Source organism: Thiopseudomonas acetoxidans (assembly GCF_030362935.1).
Lineage (GTDB): Bacteria > Pseudomonadota > Gammaproteobacteria > Pseudomonadales > Pseudomonadaceae > Thiopseudomonas > Thiopseudomonas acetoxidans.
In genome coordinates this window covers 1-18,805 of record NZ_JAUCDY010000006.1, presented here as the reverse complement: position 1 = coordinate 18,805, position 18,805 = coordinate 1, and the positions used below count along the sequence as shown (strand labels likewise).

At 48.5% G+C, this 18,805-nt stretch carries 18 protein-coding genes and 2 tRNA genes; 11 read left to right on the top strand and 9 right to left on the bottom strand.

What is annotated here, in order from left to right; all coding sequences use genetic code 11:
- Positions 1–30: 30 nt before the first annotated feature.
- Positions 31–107 (bottom strand) — tRNA-Met (locus QEZ41_RS06285).
- A gap of 92 nt (positions 108–199) precedes the next feature.
- Between QEZ41_RS06285 and QEZ41_RS06280 the strand changes: the two genes are divergently transcribed.
- The 10 genes from QEZ41_RS06280 (at position 200) to QEZ41_RS06235 (ending at position 11,249) form a co-directional block, all read left to right on the top strand.
- Positions 200–781, top strand: coding sequence for a DUF3087 family protein (locus QEZ41_RS06280; protein ID WP_289410544.1), 582 nt, complete (start codon positions 200–202; stop codon positions 779–781).
- Positions 782–824: 43 nt separating this feature from the next.
- On the top strand, positions 825–1,709 hold the full coding sequence (gene asd, locus QEZ41_RS06275; protein ID WP_289410543.1) for an archaetidylserine decarboxylase: 885 nt from the start codon (positions 825–827) through the stop codon (positions 1,707–1,709).
- A gap of 67 nt (positions 1,710–1,776) precedes the next feature.
- Positions 1,777–3,603, top strand: coding sequence for a cyclic-di-GMP receptor FimW-related protein (locus QEZ41_RS06270; protein WP_289410542.1), 1,827 nt, complete (start codon positions 1,777–1,779; stop codon positions 3,601–3,603).
- A 30-nt stretch (positions 3,604–3,633) separates the two neighbouring features.
- Positions 3,634–5,703 carry an EAL domain-containing protein gene (locus QEZ41_RS06265; RefSeq protein WP_289410541.1) on the top strand — a complete coding sequence of 690 codons (2,070 nt, stop codon included), beginning with the start codon at positions 3,634–3,636 and terminating at the stop codon, positions 5,701–5,703.
- Positions 5,704–5,882: 179 nt separating this feature from the next.
- Entirely contained in the window at positions 5,883–6,881 is a 999-nt protein-coding gene (gene dusB / locus QEZ41_RS06260) for a tRNA dihydrouridine synthase DusB (protein WP_289410540.1), read from the top strand.
- An 83-nt stretch (positions 6,882–6,964) separates the two neighbouring features.
- Positions 6,965–7,189, top strand: a complete 225-nt coding sequence (gene fis / locus QEZ41_RS06255) for a DNA-binding transcriptional regulator Fis (RefSeq protein WP_289410679.1) — start codon at positions 6,965–6,967, stop codon at positions 7,187–7,189.
- 47 nt (positions 7,190–7,236) lie between these two features.
- The gene (gene purH / locus QEZ41_RS06250; RefSeq protein ID WP_289410539.1) at positions 7,237–8,844 is read left to right on the top strand and encodes a bifunctional phosphoribosylaminoimidazolecarboxamide formyltransferase/IMP cyclohydrolase; all 1,608 of its coding nucleotides are present in this window, start codon (positions 7,237–7,239) and stop codon (positions 8,842–8,844) included.
- Positions 8,845–8,857: 13 nt separating this feature from the next.
- Positions 8,858–10,147, top strand: coding sequence for a phosphoribosylamine--glycine ligase (purD, locus tag QEZ41_RS06245; protein ID WP_289410538.1), 1,290 nt, complete (start codon positions 8,858–8,860; stop codon positions 10,145–10,147).
- Between the two features lie 199 nt (positions 10,148–10,346).
- Positions 10,347–10,757 carry a bacteriohemerythrin gene (locus QEZ41_RS06240; protein WP_289410537.1) on the top strand — a complete coding sequence of 137 codons (411 nt, stop codon included), beginning with the start codon at positions 10,347–10,349 and terminating at the stop codon, positions 10,755–10,757.
- Between the two features lie 57 nt (positions 10,758–10,814).
- Positions 10,815–11,249 (top strand): bacteriohemerythrin, encoded by a 435-nt coding sequence (locus QEZ41_RS06235; protein WP_289410536.1) that lies wholly within the window; start codon positions 10,815–10,817, stop codon positions 11,247–11,249.
- On the opposite strand, the gene dnaB is transcribed toward QEZ41_RS06235, so the two are convergent.
- The 7 genes from dnaB to rnr form a co-directional block, all read right to left on the bottom strand.
- Complete coding sequence (gene dnaB, locus QEZ41_RS06230; protein ID WP_289410535.1) at positions 11,246–12,637, bottom strand: replicative DNA helicase; 1,392 nt, start codon at positions 12,635–12,637, stop codon at positions 11,246–11,248. The genes QEZ41_RS06235 and dnaB overlap by 4 nt on opposite strands.
- A 193-nt stretch (positions 12,638–12,830) precedes the next feature.
- Positions 12,831–13,277 (bottom strand): 50S ribosomal protein L9, encoded by a 447-nt coding sequence (rplI, locus tag QEZ41_RS06225; protein WP_289410534.1) that lies wholly within the window; start codon positions 13,275–13,277, stop codon positions 12,831–12,833.
- A 40-nt stretch (positions 13,278–13,317) separates the two neighbouring features.
- Entirely contained in the window at positions 13,318–14,193 is an 876-nt protein-coding gene (locus QEZ41_RS06220; protein WP_289410533.1) for a YybS family protein, read from the bottom strand.
- Positions 14,194–14,228: 35 nt separating this feature from the next.
- Positions 14,229–14,459 (bottom strand): 30S ribosomal protein S18, encoded by a 231-nt coding sequence (gene rpsR, locus QEZ41_RS06215; protein ID WP_289410532.1) that lies wholly within the window; start codon positions 14,457–14,459, stop codon positions 14,229–14,231.
- Positions 14,460–14,485: 26 nt separating this feature from the next.
- Positions 14,486–14,908 carry a 30S ribosomal protein S6 gene (gene rpsF / locus QEZ41_RS06210; protein WP_289410531.1) on the bottom strand — a complete coding sequence of 141 codons (423 nt, stop codon included), beginning with the start codon at positions 14,906–14,908 and terminating at the stop codon, positions 14,486–14,488.
- A 135-nt stretch (positions 14,909–15,043) separates the two neighbouring features.
- Positions 15,044–15,796, bottom strand: a complete 753-nt coding sequence (gene rlmB, locus QEZ41_RS06205) for a 23S rRNA (guanosine(2251)-2'-O)-methyltransferase RlmB (protein WP_289410530.1) — start codon at positions 15,794–15,796, stop codon at positions 15,044–15,046.
- Positions 15,789–18,212, bottom strand: a complete 2,424-nt coding sequence (gene rnr, locus QEZ41_RS06200; RefSeq protein ID WP_289410529.1) for a ribonuclease R — start codon at positions 18,210–18,212, stop codon at positions 15,789–15,791. Before rnr ends, rlmB begins: the two co-directional genes overlap by 8 nt.
- 151 nt (positions 18,213–18,363) lie before the next feature.
- Here rnr and QEZ41_RS06195 point away from each other — a divergent pair.
- Positions 18,364–18,450: transfer RNA gene (locus QEZ41_RS06195), tRNA-Leu, on the top strand.
- A 208-nt stretch (positions 18,451–18,658) separates the two neighbouring features.
- On the opposite strand, the gene QEZ41_RS06190 is transcribed toward QEZ41_RS06195, so the two are convergent.
- Entirely contained in the window at positions 18,659–18,781 is a 123-nt protein-coding gene (locus QEZ41_RS06190) for a zinc ribbon domain-containing protein (protein WP_289410678.1), read from the bottom strand.
- Positions 18,782–18,805 lie beyond the last annotated feature (24 nt).

Sequence of the window (18,805 nt, the reverse complement as noted above, 5' to 3'; positions counted from 1 at the left end):
CTTAAATGCTTGAGGCTTTATTGATGAATCTGGTTGCGGGAGCCGGATTTGAACCGACGACCTTTGGGTTATGAGCCCAACGAGCTACCAAACTGCTCCATCCCGCGGCGCAAAGTATAGTGCCTTTTCCATAATTGTCAAATTTATCTCAGTTACTGGTATGATGCTGGCAGTTACTAAGCTATTGAAAAGGTTTTCCATGGTATCCAGCACTCGTAAAACCAAGGGTAAGAAAAATCAAGCCCTGCCTTTCACAATTGCAGAGATAGGCTCTGCGGATTATCAGAAACAAACACGCAAGGCTTCTATAATCATTATTATTGTTTTTGCCGCTTCTGCTATGCTGTTTTCCAGCCTTTTGGTGTTGTTTTTGGGCGATACTCAGAGCAGCAACTTCAAATGGAACATCACTGGCGTCATTCTAGGCGTGCTGTTTACTGCCACTCTGATCAACGGCTACTTCAAGAAGCAGCCTTGGATGGCCGCCTCTATGTATGGCTGGCGACTTAAGCGCAGCCTTATGAGCGTGACTAATATCATGCATCATGTGAAAATCGGTGTAAGTGCTAACGATCCTACAGCCATCAAACTTATGCGCTTTTATCACCTGGGCTTGCTGCACATGCATAAACTGGATGGCAACCCCAGCCAAGATGCAGAACTTATTAGCCAAATTAATGAACTGCAGGAAAAAATGCACGACCTACAAATTGACTTGCAGCAAAATACGCTAGAGCCTGACTGGATCTCACAAATTAAAGCAGCGTATCCTGCCAAATAATGACCGAACCTTTTAAAACCTTCTTAAATATATAAGTAGAAACATGAACTTAAAACAAAAACTCTTTATCTTCCTACAATACGCCTTGCCACATCATGGGCTGTCACGGTTAATTGGCTGCTTAGCGGAGTGTGAAGCGCCTTGGTTTAAAAACAGACTGATTAGCTGGTTTATTAAACGCTACAAGATCGATATGAGCCTAGCAGCACAAGAAGATCCGCAGCAGTTTAAGCACTTTAATGATTTTTTTACCCGTGCATTAAAGCCTGGGATTCGACCCATTGATGCCGAACCTAGCTCAGTGGTGAGCCCAGCCGATGGCGCTATCAGTCAGATCGGGACAATCAAACACGGTAGAATTTTCCAAGCTAAAGGCCAGTGTTTCAGCGTCAATGAGTTGCTGGGGGGCGATAGCCTGCGCGCAAAAACCTTTATGGGCGGTAATTTCTGTACGGTATACTTATCACCACGCGACTACCACCGGGTGCATATGCCTGTAACTGGCACCCTGAAAGAAATGATTTATGTGCCAGGCCGTCTTTTTTCAGTCAATCAAACCACAGCAGAAAACGTGCCGGAGCTATTTGCGCGCAATGAGCGTGTGGTGTGTATTTTTGATACCGAGGCAGGACCCATGGCCGTGGTGCTGGTCGGCGCGATGATAGTTGCCAGTATTGAGACTGTCTGGGCGGGTCTTGTCACACCACCAAAGCGTGAACTGCGTTCATTTAGCTATACAGACGAAGCGCGCCAACCGGTAATACTAGAAAAAGGTGCCGAGCTTGGGCGGTTTAAATTAGGCTCCACTGCTATTGTTCTTTTTGCGGCGGACGCAGTTCAGTGGCAAGAGCAGTTGGGCGAGCTCAGCGTTGTAAATATGGGACAACCCTTAGGTTTTTATGGCCAAAATCCGCACAACGCCACATGATTCACGGTTCGCGCAAGTAATAAAGCTATATAATCGACACCTTTTTCACACTGGAGTTTTTTGACTAATGGATAAGCCGAACCAGTTATTATCGCTACAAACGCCTACACAGGACTTAACTACCCTGTCGTTTTGTAAGCCCACGGCGCGCGATTTAACAACTTGGATCAATGGTCTACCTAAAGCCAATATTGGTGAGCTAGCCCGTCTGCTCTACCAATCTCTAGTTGAGCTTAATCGACTACAGGTGAGCGCTGAAATACGCTTTCAACTCATCGAAATAATTCGCCCTGAAGTTAGCTTTATTACCAAGCAGCTTGAAAAAAACCACTTGCTGCAAAGCGTTATATTGGATGAGCGCGGTCGCAAAGTAGCCAATCTATGCCAAGCATTACAAAACATGCTCAGCACGGGCTATAAGCTGTGTATCAGCCAACATCAGGCGCAAACACAGCCACAACGCAACAACATTCTTGCGTACGCCATACAAAGAGCCACACAAAGCCTTTATTCTGCTTTAGCACGCTCTTACCAACTTTATTACCCTGTGCCTGCTAGTTTGTGGTTCGACCTACATCAGCTGTATGTACTAGCCTGCAAACACAACATACAAACCACCAAGCTTAAAGACCCTTTATTGGGCGATCTGAAAGAGCAATCTATCGAGCAGGCTTACAGCTGCGCATTACTGTTAGGTTGCGCCCGTATCAACCAAATGCGTCAACGTGATATCTCTCTTCTGGCGAGCACGCTGCCACACTGGTGTCATCTAGCTTCGCTTCAAAGCGTGGACGCTGCCACGACACTGTTTGTTGTCGCACCTCATAGCGATACACCACCTAGATACAAAGCTTTATTAAATATCAGCAAAACCGAGGTTCTGCTGGGTCTAGACACTAGAGCTTTAGCCAGCGCACTCGAAGAATGGATTAATTTGCCGGAAGGCAAAAAACACAACGCAAAAGTATTTATTCCTGCGGGCACGCAGTCGACTTTTATCTACCAGCTATGCAGCGCATGGGGCGACATTGCTAAGCGAGACTTCAAGCGCACTCCCAGCTCAGGCACACTTGAGCTTTGCTTGGGTATGACGGCTGTACACTATTATCTAGCAGGACAAGTAAGTTTTGATAATACCTTAGCCAAACCACATATCAGCAAAGCCAACTATTCGTATGACAATCGCGCACCAGACATTTGGGCTAACGCCTTTGATGCGCAAGACAATGGCACAGACTCTCTGCTTGATGAAGTCATCAACTACACACCCCAAGAGCAGAATGAAGCAGAGCTGGCTCAAGAAATCGCCACCGTTTATCCGACCTACAACATCAGCATTGTTAACCAAAGCCCGGGAGGTTACTGTTTAGAGTGGGATAAGGATGCACCTTCACAGCTCCAAGCAGGTGATATCATTGGGTTGAGTAGTGATTCATGCAAAAGCTGGGTAACCGCTGTGATTCGTTGGATTCGACAAATTCGCAATGGCGGCGCACAAATTGGTGTAGAATTATTGGCACCTAACGCACAACCCTGCGGTGTGCAATTAGTACGTCCGGGCGGGGAGCCGAGTAATTATTTACGTGGTTTACTGGTTCCTGAGATTCCAGCAATATCGCGCCCAGCTAGCCTCATTACACCACGCATTCCGTTTCAAGAAGGCAGCCGAGTTAATATCAACCATGCTGGAACTGAAACCAAAGCCACTTTAGGCAAGCGCTCAATTCACACGGCAAGCATCAGTCAATACGAATACAAAGTAAGCACTGCGGTTCAGCCTAAGCAAGCCGCTAGTGTAGAAATTCCCAGCGCCGCTGCTTCAACATTTGCTACCGTTGACGCGAAACCCAACAAGCCAGCAGATGATTTTGACTCTCTCTGGAAAATCTTATAATTGTAATAAAAATGAGCTTTACGGTTTTATATGACTATTAATAAGAAAACTATTCGTTTATTGCTTCTTGAGCAATCGCAGAATGAGGCCGAACGCATTGTCAGCCTTTTTCGTAACGCCGGTCATGCAACACGGGTACACCGTATTTGCCAAATCACTGAGCTTGAGCAAGCATTAACCCAAAGCTGGGACTTATTTATTGCAGCACCTAACTGCGATGAATTATCTCCAGAAGACGCGCTCATGGTGTTACAAAAAACCGCACGCGACACCTCTTTTATCATGCTGGTAGAAAACAATGATTCGGACAGCATTACCGAAGCATTAGAACTGGGTGCCAACGATGCTGTCCCCATGAATGAAGACGAGCGTCTTATTTTAGTGGCTAAACGTGAGTTAGCGAATCTTGAAGAGCGCCGCCAGCGTCGCGAAGCAGAACTGGCTTTGCACGAAGTGGAAAAGCGTTGCCAACTACTGCTAGACAGCTCTATGGATGCCATCAGTTATGTACATGACGGCATGCACATCTATGCTAACCGCACGTATTTAAGCCTGTTTGAATATGCTGATGCCGACGCGCTAGAAGGCATGCCGATGATCGATCTAATCGATAGCCAAGACCATGCCGGCTTTAAAGACTTTCTTAAATCCTACGGCACGGACAAAGGCAAAGCTGACTTCATGTTTACAGGCGTGACAGCCGCCGGCGAAAGTTTTAAAGCTTCTATGTCATTCTCTCCAGCCCAGTACGATGGTGAACCCTGCATTCAAGTGGTGATTCGCACCGCCAGTGATAACGCTGAACTGGAAGAAAAATTACGCGAAATAAGCACCTTAGATTCAGTCACCAACCTGTTTAACCGTCAGCACTTCTTAGAACTGATGGATGCTGCTGCAGATCGCGCTGTGCGTGATGGCGAGCCAGCCAGTTTGGCCTATATACAGTTGGATAATCTTGCTAATTTGCAAGCTGATATAGGTATCGCCGGTATTGATACGTTATTGACTGGGCTGGCTGTTTTAGCACGCGAAGCCTTAAGTGAGTCAGCACTCATTGCTCGCTTTGCTGATGATGCATTCACCGTTATTCACCCCAACAAAACGCCTGAACAAGTTCAGGATGAGCTCACCAAGTTGCTACAAACAACTGAAGCTAAATTATTTGATATAGATGGCCGTACCGCACAAGTTACCTTGTCGATTGGCGCAGCATTGCTAAGCGAAAAAACACCTAAAGCAGCAAAAGTTTTAGAACGCGCTCGCCGCTGTGCCGATGAAGTAGAGTCCGGAAACGGGTTAAAAATCCATAACCCCGCTGATGATATCGCCGCAGCCGCCAGCCGTGGTGATGTACAAGCCATGGTTCAACAAGCCTTGGACAAAAACGAATTCCGTCTTTTGTTCCAGCCAGTTGTCAGTCTACGCGGCGATAGTCACGAACATTACGAAGTGTTGCTACGTTTAGTTACCCCGGCCGGTAAAGAAATTTCACCTGCTGATTTTATGACGGATGCGATTAATGCCGGCCTCGCTGGAAAGGTTGACCGCTGGGTGCTGCTCAATGCCATCAAAGCCTTAACGGAGCACCGTGCTAAGGGTCATGACACACGCCTGTTTATCCATATTTCCAGCGCCAGCTTACAAGATCCCTCGTTGCTTGCTTGGTTAACCGTGGTGCTAAAAGCAGCGCGTTTGCCTGCGCAATCATTAATCATACAAATTCGTGAAACTGACGCTGTAACCTATTTAAAACAAGCCAAGCAATTGGCCGAGGGTTTAATCAAGCTTGATTGCCAGATAGCTATTGTGCAGTTTGGTTGTGCAGTAAATCCATTAAATACGCTTAAGCACATGCAGGTTGATTTTGTGAAAATGGATGGCTCTTTCACCCAAGAAATCGCGGACTCAGCCAGCCAAGCAGCTTTGCTAGAAACTCTGTCAGAGCTGCACGCACAATCCAAGCAAACCATCATTCCTATGGTTGAATCAGCTTCCGTGTTAACGGTTTTATGGCAAGCGGGTGTGCATTACATTCAGGGCTATTATTTACAGCAACCTGCAGTGAAAATGAGCTACGAATTTACCGCCGACGATAATTAAGCTCTTTTGTAAAGCAAACGGATCAAGCTACAACAAGCGCAAACTGCACAGCCACTTAGGGGAATGCATTTGCGCTTTGCATTTTAACTGTAGAGCAAGCCCACATTAGCTGATTGCACTTGTGTACGCAGCCTGCTTAAACCACCTTTTACCCCTACTTTGCCGTGCAGTTTTCTTTTATGACAGCATTTCAGATTGGCTCATTCGCGTTGAGTAACAACCTTGTCTTAGCCCCCATGGCTGGCATCAGCGATCGCCCCTTTCGCGAACTATGCCGCCAATTAGGCGCGGGCATGGCTGTGGCAGAAATGCTCACCAGCGATACCAGCCTGTGGAACAGTCGCAAATCCAGCCTAAGATTACTCGATGAAAGCGATCCAGAGCCGCGCTCTATCCAAATTGCCGGCACCGAACCCGAGCAAATGGCCCACGCCGCGCAGCAATGCATTGCCATGGGCGCACAGATTATCGATATCAATATGGGCTGTCCGGCCAAAAAAGTTTGCAGCAAAGCAGCTGGCTCCGCCTTACTTAAAGATGAATTACTAGTCGCCAAGATACTGCATGCCGTCGTTAATGCGGTAGATGCACCCGTAACACTAAAAATCCGTACCGGCTGGGATCAGCACAGCAAAAACGCCCTACAGATAGCCAACATAGCCGAACAAGAAGGCATTTGCGCGCTTGCGATACATGGCCGCACCCGCGCTGATCGTTTTCTAGGTAACGCAGAATACGACAGCATCGCTGAAGTGAAGCAAGCCATTAGCATCCCAGTGTTAGCCAATGGTGATATAGATAGCCCCGAGAAAGCTCGCTATGTATTGGATTACACCAAAGCCGATGGTTTGCTCATAGGTCGTGCGGCACAAGGTCGTCCTTGGATATTTCAAGAAATCAGCTATTTTTTGCGTACCGGTGAGAAACTTGCACCCAGACCGATAAGAGAAATAAAGGAGATCTTATCGGCGCATCTTGTTAAAATGCACGACTTCTATGGCTCTACCATGGGCGTGCGCATAGCGCGCAAGCATATACATTGGTATTTAGGGAGGTTTCCTGATGCCTCGCTTTTACGCCGCGATATCAATCAAGTCGTATGCCCTGAGGCTCAACTAGACTGCATTGCGAACTATTTACAACGTCTTGAACAACTAGGCGTCGAACATGCAGCTTAAAAGCCTGATCAAGTATTAACAACGGAAAACCAAAAGTGACCACAGAACCAGCACCCTTTTGCACCTTTGCTACAGACGACTGCATGACACTACGCGCCTGCGTTGAACAAACCATGCACAGCTACTTTGCCCACCTTGATGGCGCTGATGTGACGGATGTATACCAGTTCGTCCTTAGCGAAGTGGAGGCTCCCCTGCTCAAAACAGTACTGGAGCATGCTCAAGGCAACCAAAGCAAAGCGGCTGAAATTCTCGGCCTAAATCGCGGCACTCTGCGTAAAAAGCTCAAAGACTACAACCTTATTTAATGGCTCTGCGCCATGCAGACGCTATTCTGATTAATCCAGGAAGCTCCATGACTGATCAAACCCTAAAAACCCCCGTACGCCGTGCGCTTATCAGTGTTTCTGACAAAGCCGGCGTGGTTGAATTTGCCCAAGCGCTTGACCAGCTAGGCGTAGAAATCCTCTCCACAGGCGGCACCTTTAAACTGCTACGCGACAACGACATTCCCGCTGTTGAAGTAGCAGATTACACAGGTTTCCCTGAGATGATGGATGGTCGGGTAAAAACCCTGCACCCTAAAATTCATGGCGGTATCTTAGGTCGCCGTGCGCAAGATGGCGCAGTGATGGATGAGCACGGCATCAAGCCCATTGATCTGGTTGCCGTGAACCTCTACCCCTTTGCCGCCACCGTGGCGAAAGAAGGCTGCACCCTGCCCGATGCGATTGAAAATATCGACATTGGCGGCCCCACCATGGTGCGTAGCGCCGCGAAAAACCATAAAGACGTAGCGATTGTAGTAAATGCGAGCGACTACAGCGATATTATTGCCGCACTCAAAGACGGCGGCCTCACCTATGCTGCACGTTTTAGCCTTGCACTAAAAGCCTTTGAGCACACCGCCGCCTATGACGGCATGATTGCCAACTATTTGGGCACTATCGCGCAAGATGCACCCATTCTCAGCACAGAGAACCGCAGCGCCTTTCCACAAACCTTCAATGCGCAATTCATCAAAGCGCAAGACATGCGCTATGGCGAAAACCCGCATCAAGCGGCCGCGTTTTATGTGGAAGCACAACCGGCAGAGATCAGCGTAGCCACCGCCATGCAAATCCAAGGTAAAGAGCTATCCTTTAACAACGTAGCCGATACCGATGCCGCACTTGAGTGCGTGAAAAGCTTTGTGAAGCCGGCTTGCGTTATTGTTAAACATGCCAACCCATGCGGCGTAGCTGTGGTACCAGAAGCAGAGGGTGGCATTCGTCAGGCCTATGAGCTGGCCTATGCAACTGACACTGAATCAGCCTTTGGCGGCATTATCGCCTTTAACCGTGAATTGGATGGTGATACTGCCCAAGCCATTGTTGAGCGCCAGTTTGTTGAAGTAATTATCGCCCCAAGCATCTCTGCTGCCGCGCGTGAGATTGTTGCCAGCAAAGCCAATATACGCTTGCTGGAATGCGGTCAGTGGTCCGAACAACGCAGCGCTGCCTGGGACTTCAAGCGAGTCAACGGTGGACTGCTGGTACAAAGTCGCGACATCGGCATGATTGGCGCAGAGGATTTACAGGTGGTCACCCAGCGTGCTCCGACTGAACAAGAAATCCACGATCTGATTTTTGCTTGGAAAGTCGCCAAGTTTGTGAAATCAAACGCTATTGTGTACGCCAAAAACCGCCAAACCATCGGCGTAGGCGCTGGGCAAATGAGCCGTGTTAACTCAGCTCGCATTGCCGCGATCAAAGCCGAGCATGCTGGTTTGCAGGTCGAAGGCGCGGTAATGGCCTCTGATGCCTTCTTCCCCTTCCGCGACGGCATTGATAACGCGGCTAAAGCCGGTATCCGTGCGGTGATTCAGCCCGGTGGTTCCATGCGTGACAACGAGGTGATTGCCGCTGCTGATGAAGCCGATATCGCCATGGTCTTTACCGGTATGCGTCACTTCCGACACTAATTGAGGGTTGCACATGAATATTTTAATCATTGGTAATGGCGGACGTGAACATGCGCTGGCATGGAAAGTCGCGCAAGACCCACGCGTCACCAAGATTTTTGTGGCTCCCGGTAATGCCGGCACCGCCACAGAAGCCAAGTGCGAAAACGTCAACATTGGCGTTACCGAACTAGACAAGCTGGCGGATTTTGCTGAAACAAACCAAGTAGCACTGACCATTGTTGGTCCAGAAGCACCTTTGGTGCTGGGCGTAGTGGATACTTTCCGCGCACGTGGTTTGGCTATTTTTGGTCCAACGGCTAAAGCAGCGCAACTAGAAGGCTCCAAAGCCTTCACCAAAGACTTCCTTGCCCGTCACAATATCCCAACCGCTGACTACGCCAACTTCACCGACACCGAGGCAGCACTGACCTACGTGCGTGAAAAAGGCGCGCCTATCGTCATCAAAGCCGACGGTTTAGCCGCGGGCAAAGGGGTGATTGTCGCCATGACGCTCGAAGAAGCGGAGTCTGCGATCATCGATATGCTGTCTGGCAATGCCTTTGGTGCAGCAGGTTCGCGGGTGGTGATTGAAGAGTTTCTAGATGGCGAAGAAGCCAGCTTTATTGTCATGGTGGACGGCGAAAACGTGCTGCCAATGGCCACCAGCCAAGATCACAAACGCGTAGGTGATGGCGACACCGGCCCCAATACTGGCGGCATGGGTGCTTACTCCCCTGCCCCTGTGGTCACCGATGCCGTATTCCAGCGTGTGTTGGACGAAATCATTTATCCAACTGTTCGCGGCATGGCAGCGGAAGACAATGTGTACACCGGTTTTCTCTATGCCGGCTTGATGATTGATAAAGCCGGGAACTCTAAAATCATTGAATACAACTGCCGTTTTGGCGACCCCGAAACCCAGCCTATTTTGATGCGTTTGGAGTCCAGCCTGATTCTGCTGATCGAAGCGGCCTTGGCCAAAGCCTTAGACAAAGTCCAAGCGCAGTGGGATCCACGCCCCAGCTTAGGCGTTGTGTTGGCCTCTGGCGGTTATCCTGCAGACGATTACAGCGCAGGGCACGCCATTGATGGCTTAGACGCTGCTGCCAAGCTGGATGGCAAGGTGTTCCACGCTGGCACGCGCCTAGAAGACGGCAAGGTGATTAACTCGGGCGGTCGGGTACTCTGTGCTACGGCGCTGGGTGAGACGGTCGCTGAAGCTCAAGCCAACGCCTACAAATTGGCGGAAAAAATCAGCTGGGAAGGCAGTTTCTACCGTAAGGATATTGGCTACCGTGCCATTGAGCGCGAACAGCAATAAACATCCTAGCCCGCACCTTTAAACCCGCCCTTCGGCGGGTTTTTTTATACGTGCTGCCAAAATCCCCCGCCGACAACCTCCCCTTTAGTCTAGATATTTAGTTCGATACTGCATTTATTGACAAGAATCATCACAAGCACTCCTATTGCACGCTAAAACGCGCTATCAACAATAAGGAATAAGGTGCAGGGGGATAGTTATGGTATTTATGCCTTGGACGAGCGAGCTGGAAATCGGTATAGCGGAAATTGACGAACAACATCAATGGCTTGTTGATCTAACCAATCAACTGCATACCACAATGAGCCAAAGTGAACAGGATCCTGAGCGCATCGGTGACATATTGGAACAACTTATCGACTATACCATGAACCACTTTATCGTTGAAGAAGAGTTATTTATCCGTTTGGGCTACCCTGAAACTGAAGGACATAAAAAGCAGCATGATGTTTTTTGTAAGCGTGTAATGGGACTGCTGGAGCGTCACGACTCAGGCGAAACTGTTGGTGCTGAAGCATTAGAGCTGCTGAAAAACTGGCTTATTAACCACATCACAAAGGTTGATAAAGCCTATGTTGAATTCTTTCGGGAAAATAATGCACTACATTAATGCACCTCTTAAACACCATGACTTTGCTGTAAAACATGCGGGGAAGCAATGACGTTCATGCCGTGGTCGAAAGGTCTTGAAATCGGAATTGAAGAAATAGACAAACAACACAGGTGGCTATTTGAGCTAACCAACCGCCTGCATAAAATCATTAACAATAACGAAACACAACACCCTGAAATTCAGCATGCACTCGAACAGTTAGTGGATTACACCATGAACCACTTCATCATCGAGGAAGAGCTGTTTGAGCGTTTGGGCTATCCAGAAACCGATGCTCACAAAGCGCAGCACAATGTCTTTTGTCACAACGTAATGGATTTATTGGTACGTCATGACAGCGGTGAAGTCGTCAATACAGAAATGCTTAAGCTATTAAAAGACTGGCTTCTGCATCATATCTGCACGGTGGATAAAGCCTATGTGGCCCACTTTCGCGCGCACAAAGTAGCACCCGACCCCTTAACACCAGAGCCTAAGCCGGTAAATTAATTATCTTCAAAGTTGTAGTTGCCGGGCGCTAAGTTATCAAAGCGCGTGTAGCGACCATGGAACATAAGTCGTGTGGTACCAATAGGACCGTTACGCTGTTTACCGATAATAATTTCAGCGATGCCTTTATGCTCGGTTTCCGGGTGATAAACCTCATCGCGGTACACAAACATAATCACATCAGCATCCTGTTCAATCGCACCGGATTCGCGCAAGTCAGAGTTGACTGGCCGCTTATTAGGTCGCTGTTCCAACGAACGGTTTAACTGCGACAAAGCCACCACAGGACAGTTAAACTCTTTAGCCAAGGCTTTTAGCGAGCGTGAAATTTCAGAAATCTCATTGACTCGGTTCTCACTGCTCCCGCCTAACTGCATCAGTTGCAAGTAGTCGACCATGATCAAACCAATTTCGCCCTGCTCACGAGCAACGCGTCGTGCTCGAGCACGCATCTCTGTTGGGCTAATTCCTGCAGTATCATCGATGTAAAGCTTGCGGCTTTGTAATAGCGCAACGGTAGAGGTAAGGCGCGACCAATCCTCATCATCCAGCTTGCCAGTACGCACACGTCCTTGCTCGATACGCCCTAGTGATGAAATCATCCGCATAACTAACGACTCAGCGGGCATCTCTAACGAGAACACCAGAATCGTCTTGTCCGATTTCATCAACGCATTTTCCACCAAATTCATCGCAAAGGTGGTTTTACCCATCGACGGGCGCCCAGCGACAATAACTAAGTCTGATGGTTGTAAACCGCTAGTTTTCTCATCTAAATCAGTAAAACCTGTTGATAGTCCGGTAATTTGCGAGTCGCTGTTATACAGCATATCAATGGTATCAACAGTGCTGGCTAGCAGCTGATTCAAGGCTATTGGCCCACCTGACTTGGGTCTTGCTTCAGCAATTTGGAAAATTTTACGCTCGGCCTCGTCCAGTATTTGATCACCCTCACGCCCTTTGGGGTAATACGCGGAGTCGGCAATCTCATTACTGACGCTGATTAACTGGCGTAATGTAGCGCGCTCTCGAACGATTTTCGCATAAGCACTGATGTTCGCCACAGAGGGTGTATTGGCAGCTAATTCACCCAAATAGGCCAAGCCGCCTGCTTGCGCTAGGCTGCCGTCTTTCTCTAAAAACTCAGCCAAAGTCACCACGTCAAAGGGTTCGTTACGTTCGGCTAGCGTGTAAATCGCGCGATAAATTAAACGGTGGTCATGACGGTAAAAATCACGGTCTATCAATTGATCCGAGATGCGCTCCCACGCACTGTTATCCAGTACCAATCCGCCTAGAACTGATTGCTCAGCTTCGACCGAGTGTGGCGGGATCTTTAAGGCAGCTGTTTCTAAATCATATTGTTGGGGAGCTTGTGTCTCGTACATAGTCAAACCACTGTATTTTCTGTTCAAACCAAAGCGCTATTAAATAGCATTAGCGCAGAAAACAAAAGGCACGTATTCAACAAGAACACGTGCCTTTGTTTAAGCATCTCTACCTAGCCACTTAGACTGCGATTGCGGACTTAGTAATGCTACTCAGAGATTTCTTAAGCACATCACCTAGCAATTAACAGACTTACTCGCCTGCAACTACCAGTTTGATGGCTGCTGTAACTTCAGAGTGTAGCTGCAAGCTAATTTCGAATTCACCAGCTTGACGGATAGTGCCTTGTGGCAAACTAACTTCACTCTTCGCAACTTCTACACCAGTTGCGGTCAATGCGTCGGCAATATCTTGGGTACCAATGGAACCAAAGAGCTTACCTTCTTCACCAACATTAGCAGTAATAGTCACTACCAACTCATTGAGCTTCTCTGCGCGAGCTTGTGCCGCAGCCAGCTTTTCAGCAGCTGCTTTTTCAAGTTCTGCACGACGTGCTTCAAACAATGCAATGTTCTCTGCAGTAGCAGCAGTAGCCTTACCTTGCGGTAATAAAAAGTTACGGCCAAAACCGGCCTTAACTGTTACTTTGTCACCAAGTTCACCGAGGTTGGCAACCTTTTCTAGCAGTATGACTTCCATTTGAGTCTCACCTCTTGAATATTAATCTACACCGTTCGTGTCAGTCTGCATCTGCTTTAGATACATGCAAGCCACGAAAATCAAACAAACTGTCAGCCAGAGCCATTATTACCAATAAAGGAAACAGCAGTTGGACAAAGAAAATCAAACCTAAATACAAAGCAATCAGCCAAAAACTACTCAGTTTATGCTTTGCCATCAAGCCGTGTACCAACGCCAGACCTGCAACCCCTAAAACAACAGCGCATAGAGGTGTTAAGCCCGCAATAACTATAGAAATATTAGGTGCCAAAATCATGGCTGCCACTAAAGCTACTGCTACCAGCCTAGGTAGACGTATACGGTGAAACTCTTTACCAAAACCACCTGGGTTATACAAAATAGACTGCCAATAGCGCGCCAGCATCAAGCTCAGCAAACTCATAAATTGAATGGTAGCAGCCATTAGCCCAATTAAAACTGGCGCTAACAGGTTTTCCAACTTCAAAATATCTTCTGCTGAAAGCTCCTCGTACATACCCGACAACATCTGCGGTAGTGCAGCACTAATCGCCGTGACTAGTTCTGCTATGGGTTCTGCGAAGGTAGCCTGTAGCCCCCAAACACAGCCCAAACCGAGCAAAATACTAAAAATTAGCACTTTGAGCCAAGCCGATGTTTCACGTAACACCTGGGCTAATGCCAAAGTGCTACAAATCACCAACAAGGCTATAGGGTCGCCATAAACGGCCCATACTGCTGCGGGTATTAGTGCCCAGATCAATACAGGCGCTGCTTGTGCAAACCCTTTGCGCATCAGCACTAGGCCTGCCGCTGCAGCACTGAGCCAAAAAAGCACAGGTATCGCAGCAGAAATTCCTACTACCAGAATTGCCTGCATACGTCCGCGCATTATAAAATTAGCGAGTGGGCGCATGCTTTAATTTCCTTTACTAGGGTAAAAACCCTGAATTAACGATCGTGACTATCAGTGTACGGTAATAAAGCCAAGAAACGCGCGCGCTTAATAGCGGTTGCCAGCTGACGCTGATATCTGGCTTTGGTGCCTGTAATACGGCTAGGAACGATTTTGCCGGTTTCTGAAACATAGGCTTTCAGGGTGTTCAGATCTTTGTAATCGATCTCCTGAGTGCCTTCAGCGGTAAAACGGCAAAACTTACGACGACGGAAAAAACGTGCCATGACTATGTCTCCTTAATGGGCTGCAATTACTCGTCAGAGTCTTCATCGCTGTCGTCGTCACCATCTTCATCATCGGTGTCTTCAACAGTTTCAGTACGCTCACGACGCTCACGACGCTCACCACGGTTTTCTTCCGCTTTAAGCATTTCGGACTGCTCTGTAACCGCTTCATCACGACGGATGATCAGGTTACGTAGCACTGCATCGTTGTATCGGAAGCTGTCTTCCAGCTCAGCCAATACTTTGCTACTGCACTCAACATTAAGTAATACATAGTGGGCTTTGTGAATTTCGTTAATTGCATAAGCAAGTTGACGACGGCCCCAGTCTTCGTGACGGTGAATTTTACCACCATCTTCTTCGATCAGCTTGGTATAACGCTCAACCATGCCGCCGACTTGTTCGCTCTGATCCGGATGAACCAGGAACACAATTTCGTAATGACGCATAAAAGCTCCTTACGGGTTATAGCCTGCTGCAATACAGTCAGGCAAGGAGTGAATGAAAACCTGTTGTGCTGCAAAAAGCAGACCCAACAGGGGCGCACATCTTACCGAAAACGCACCCCAAGCGCAAACGCTTCCTTAGCTGTTTTTCACGCTCATGCGCTGCCGTTGCATTTCAAACAAACAAACACCGGTGGCAACCGACACATTTAAGCTACTCACGCTGCCATGCATGGGTAAGCTGACGAGGTAATCGCAGTGTTCGCGGGTTAATCGGCGCATGCCCTTACCCTCTGCGCCCATTACTAACGCCATAGGACCTGATAAGTCCTGCTGATACAGACTGCACTGAGCCTCACCAGCTGCGCCAACAATCCATATCCCCTGCTGCTGTAATTTTTTCAGCGTACGCGCCAGATTAGTCACCGCCACCAAAGGAACAACCTCTGCCGCGCCGCAAGCCACCTTGCGTACAGTGGCATTCATGGTGGCTGATTTATCCTTGGGAATAATTACCGCATGCACACCAGCCGCATCGGCGGTACGCAGGCATGCACCGAGGTTATGCGGATCAGTAACACCGTCCAGCACGAGCAACAAAGCCGGCTGCTCGAGGCGATCCAACAACTCATCCAGCATGGGCTCACCCCACACCTGACTTGGGCTTACATAAGCCAAAACACCCTGATGCACGGCTTCGGTTTTTTCGTCCAACTGAGCACGGTCAACCAACTGAGGCGCTAACTTAGCCGCCTGCGCCAGCTCCATAATTGCCTGCACGCTAGCATCCTGACGGCCTTGCAGCAGATACAGTTGTTTGACTCGTTTGGGATGGTGGCGCAATAAAGCAGTAACTGCATGCACGCCATAGACTTGCTCTAAATCATTCATAGAAGCCTGACTTCCTCGACTTACTCACGGGCTTGCGCTTACTTTTCTTAGCCGGCTTTTTTTCTACCTTGGTAGCGCTCTTTGGTTTTTCCGCAGCGGCTTTGGCTTTTTTCTTAGTGCTTGCACCGCCCGCCTGCATAGCAACCTTGCCTTTAGCTGGTTTAACTGGTGCTGCGTGCTCTGCGGGACTTAGCTCAAAATCAATCTTACGCTCATCCAAATCAACCCGCGCTACAACCACCTCAACCTTGTCGCCAAGACGGTAGCTGCGGCCACTGCGCTCACCTGCCAGGCGATGATAAAGCGGCTCAAAGTGGTAATAATCACCCGGCAGTGCTGTAACGTGCACCAAACCTTCGACATAAATGTCATCCAGCTCCACGAAGAGGCCAAAACCTGTCACGGCAGTCACTGAACCGGTAAAAGTCTCGCCGATATGTTCCTGCATAAACTCACACTTGAGCCAGTTCACCACATCCCGTGTTGCTTCATCAGCACGGCGCTCTGTGACCGAAACATCCGTCCCTATTTGCTCTAGTCGTGCATAGTCATAGGGGTAAATCTTGGCTTTAGCTAAAGGTCCCGCACCCGCACGACGCACCAGTTCAGTTTGGCGGCGCGAACGAATAACACTGCGTACAGCGCGATGGTTAAGCAAGTCGGCATAGCGACGAATCGGTGAGGTAAAGTGCGTATAAGACTGATAATGCAAACCGAAGTGACCAATGTCTTCAGGACTGTATTGCGCCTGACTTAACGAGCGCAACATCACGGTTTGGATAATTTCGAAATCTGGCCGATCATGAATTCGCTCCAGCAAACGCAGATAGTCCTTAGGCGTAGGATCTTGCTTACCATTGTTAATGGACATACCAATTGTGCCAAGAAAACCGCGCAGTTTCTCTAGCTTTTCTGCTGTAGGTCCTGCGTGAATGCGGTACAAGCCCGGAATCTTGCTGGTACGCAAAAAGTCCGCCATTGCCACGTTAGCACAGAGCATGCACTCTTCAATTAATTTATGTGCATCATTGCGCTCAGTAGGCAAAATCTCCGCAATTTTGCGATCTTCACCAAAAACGATATAGGTATCACGGGTTTCGAAATCAATCGCCCCACGTTGCTTGCGTTGTTTGGCTAATGCCTTATACAGCAAATACAGCTGCTGTAAGTGGGGTAACAACGTGCTGTGTTTTTTGCTGGCTTGTCGACCTTCTTTGCTTTCAGGCTCAACCAGCATGGAGCTGACTTCATCGTAAGTTAGCCGCGCCTGTGACTGAATAACCGCCTCGTAAAAACAATAGCTTAAACGCTTACCCGAGCGTGAAAGAGTCACCTCGCATACCATAGCCAAACGATCAACTTTAGGGTTTAGCGAGCACAGACCATTGGACAGCTGCACAGGCAGCATGGGAATCACGCGCCCAGGGAAATACACCGAGTTACCACGTTTAGCTGCTTCTTTATCTAACGCCGATCCAACTTCAACATAGTGCGACACATCCGCAATGGCCACATACAAGCGCCAACCGTTTTTCTCATCAGCCACAGCGCAAACCGCATCATCAAAGTCACGCGCATCCGCACCATCAATGGTCACAAAGGGTAAATGACGTAAATCTATGCGCTTTTGTTTATCCGCCTCATCCACATCAGGGCTTAATTTACTCGCCTCTGCTAAAGCAGCCTTAGGCCACTCGTGGGGAATGTCGTAATTACGCAGTGCCACATCGATTTCAATACCTGGAGCCATATAATCCCCCAGCACTTGACAGACTCGACCCTGCGCAGGAATACGAGTCGTGGGCCAGTGGGTAATTTCCACTTCAACTAGCTGACCAATCACCGCATTATTAGCACAGCCCGGGCTGATAAAGATTTCGTTCTGCATGCGGGTATTGTCTGGAATAACAAAACCTAAACCGTTTTCTTCGTTATAACGTCCGACAATTTTTTCATGGGCGCGACTCACAACCTCAGCGACCACACCTTCAGGACGCCCACGGCGGTCTGTTCCGGTTACTCTAACCAGCACACGATCGCCATCAAATAGACGACGCATCTGTACCGGACCTAAAAAAATATCACCGCCGCCAGCATCTGGGATTAAAAACCCAAAACCATCACGATGCCCTTGCACGCGTCCGGCGATTAAATCCAATTTGGTCACAGGTGCATAAGCACCGCGACGGGTGTAAACCACTTGCGCATCACGTTCCATCGCGCGCAAACGCCGACGTACGGCTTCGATATCTTCTTCAGTATAAAGACCCAGCTCTGCACATAATTGCTCACGTGAAGCAGGCGCGCCACGTTGTTCCAAGTGCTGCAAAATCAAAGCACGACTTGGAATGGGGTTCTCATATTTTTGCGCTTCTAGCGCAGCCTCAGGATCGAGGGGGTGCCATTTGGCTTTCAAATTTTCTTTCCTTTTCAACCATTAAAAATTACAACTTTTTCTGACAGATTTTTATTATGTAGTACTTTACAAACAACAATCATGCACCTATAGTACACGCGCAATTTAGATTGTACACGACATATATGCGTGCCTAATCTAATGCTGCAATGCCCAGGTGGTGAAATTGGTAGACACGCTAGCTTCAGGTGCTAGTGCTCGCAAGGGCGTGGAAGTTCGAGTCTTCTCCTGGGCACCAATCATAATGCCAAAAGCCCCTAACCACGGGGCTTTGTGCTTTTTAGGGGTTTGCGATACCCCCAATTTGTTTTGCACTCTTTTGTTCAGCTCCCTACGCTAAATTTACAAAACCGGTCCTATTGTGGCGATGACGTTATGCCATATGCGTTGGTAATAACGCCATGCCAGCACCTCGGATAATGTAACTTCTTGACATCCTCCCCGCCCTAAAGGACGGGGATTCCTACAACTAGACGATCATGCCCGACCGCAAGAATGTTCTTGGCCGCATTAACATCGCGGTCGTGAGTGACACCACACTCACTGCAAGTCCATTCTCTTATTCGCAAACCTGATCTACCCTTCGGACTACT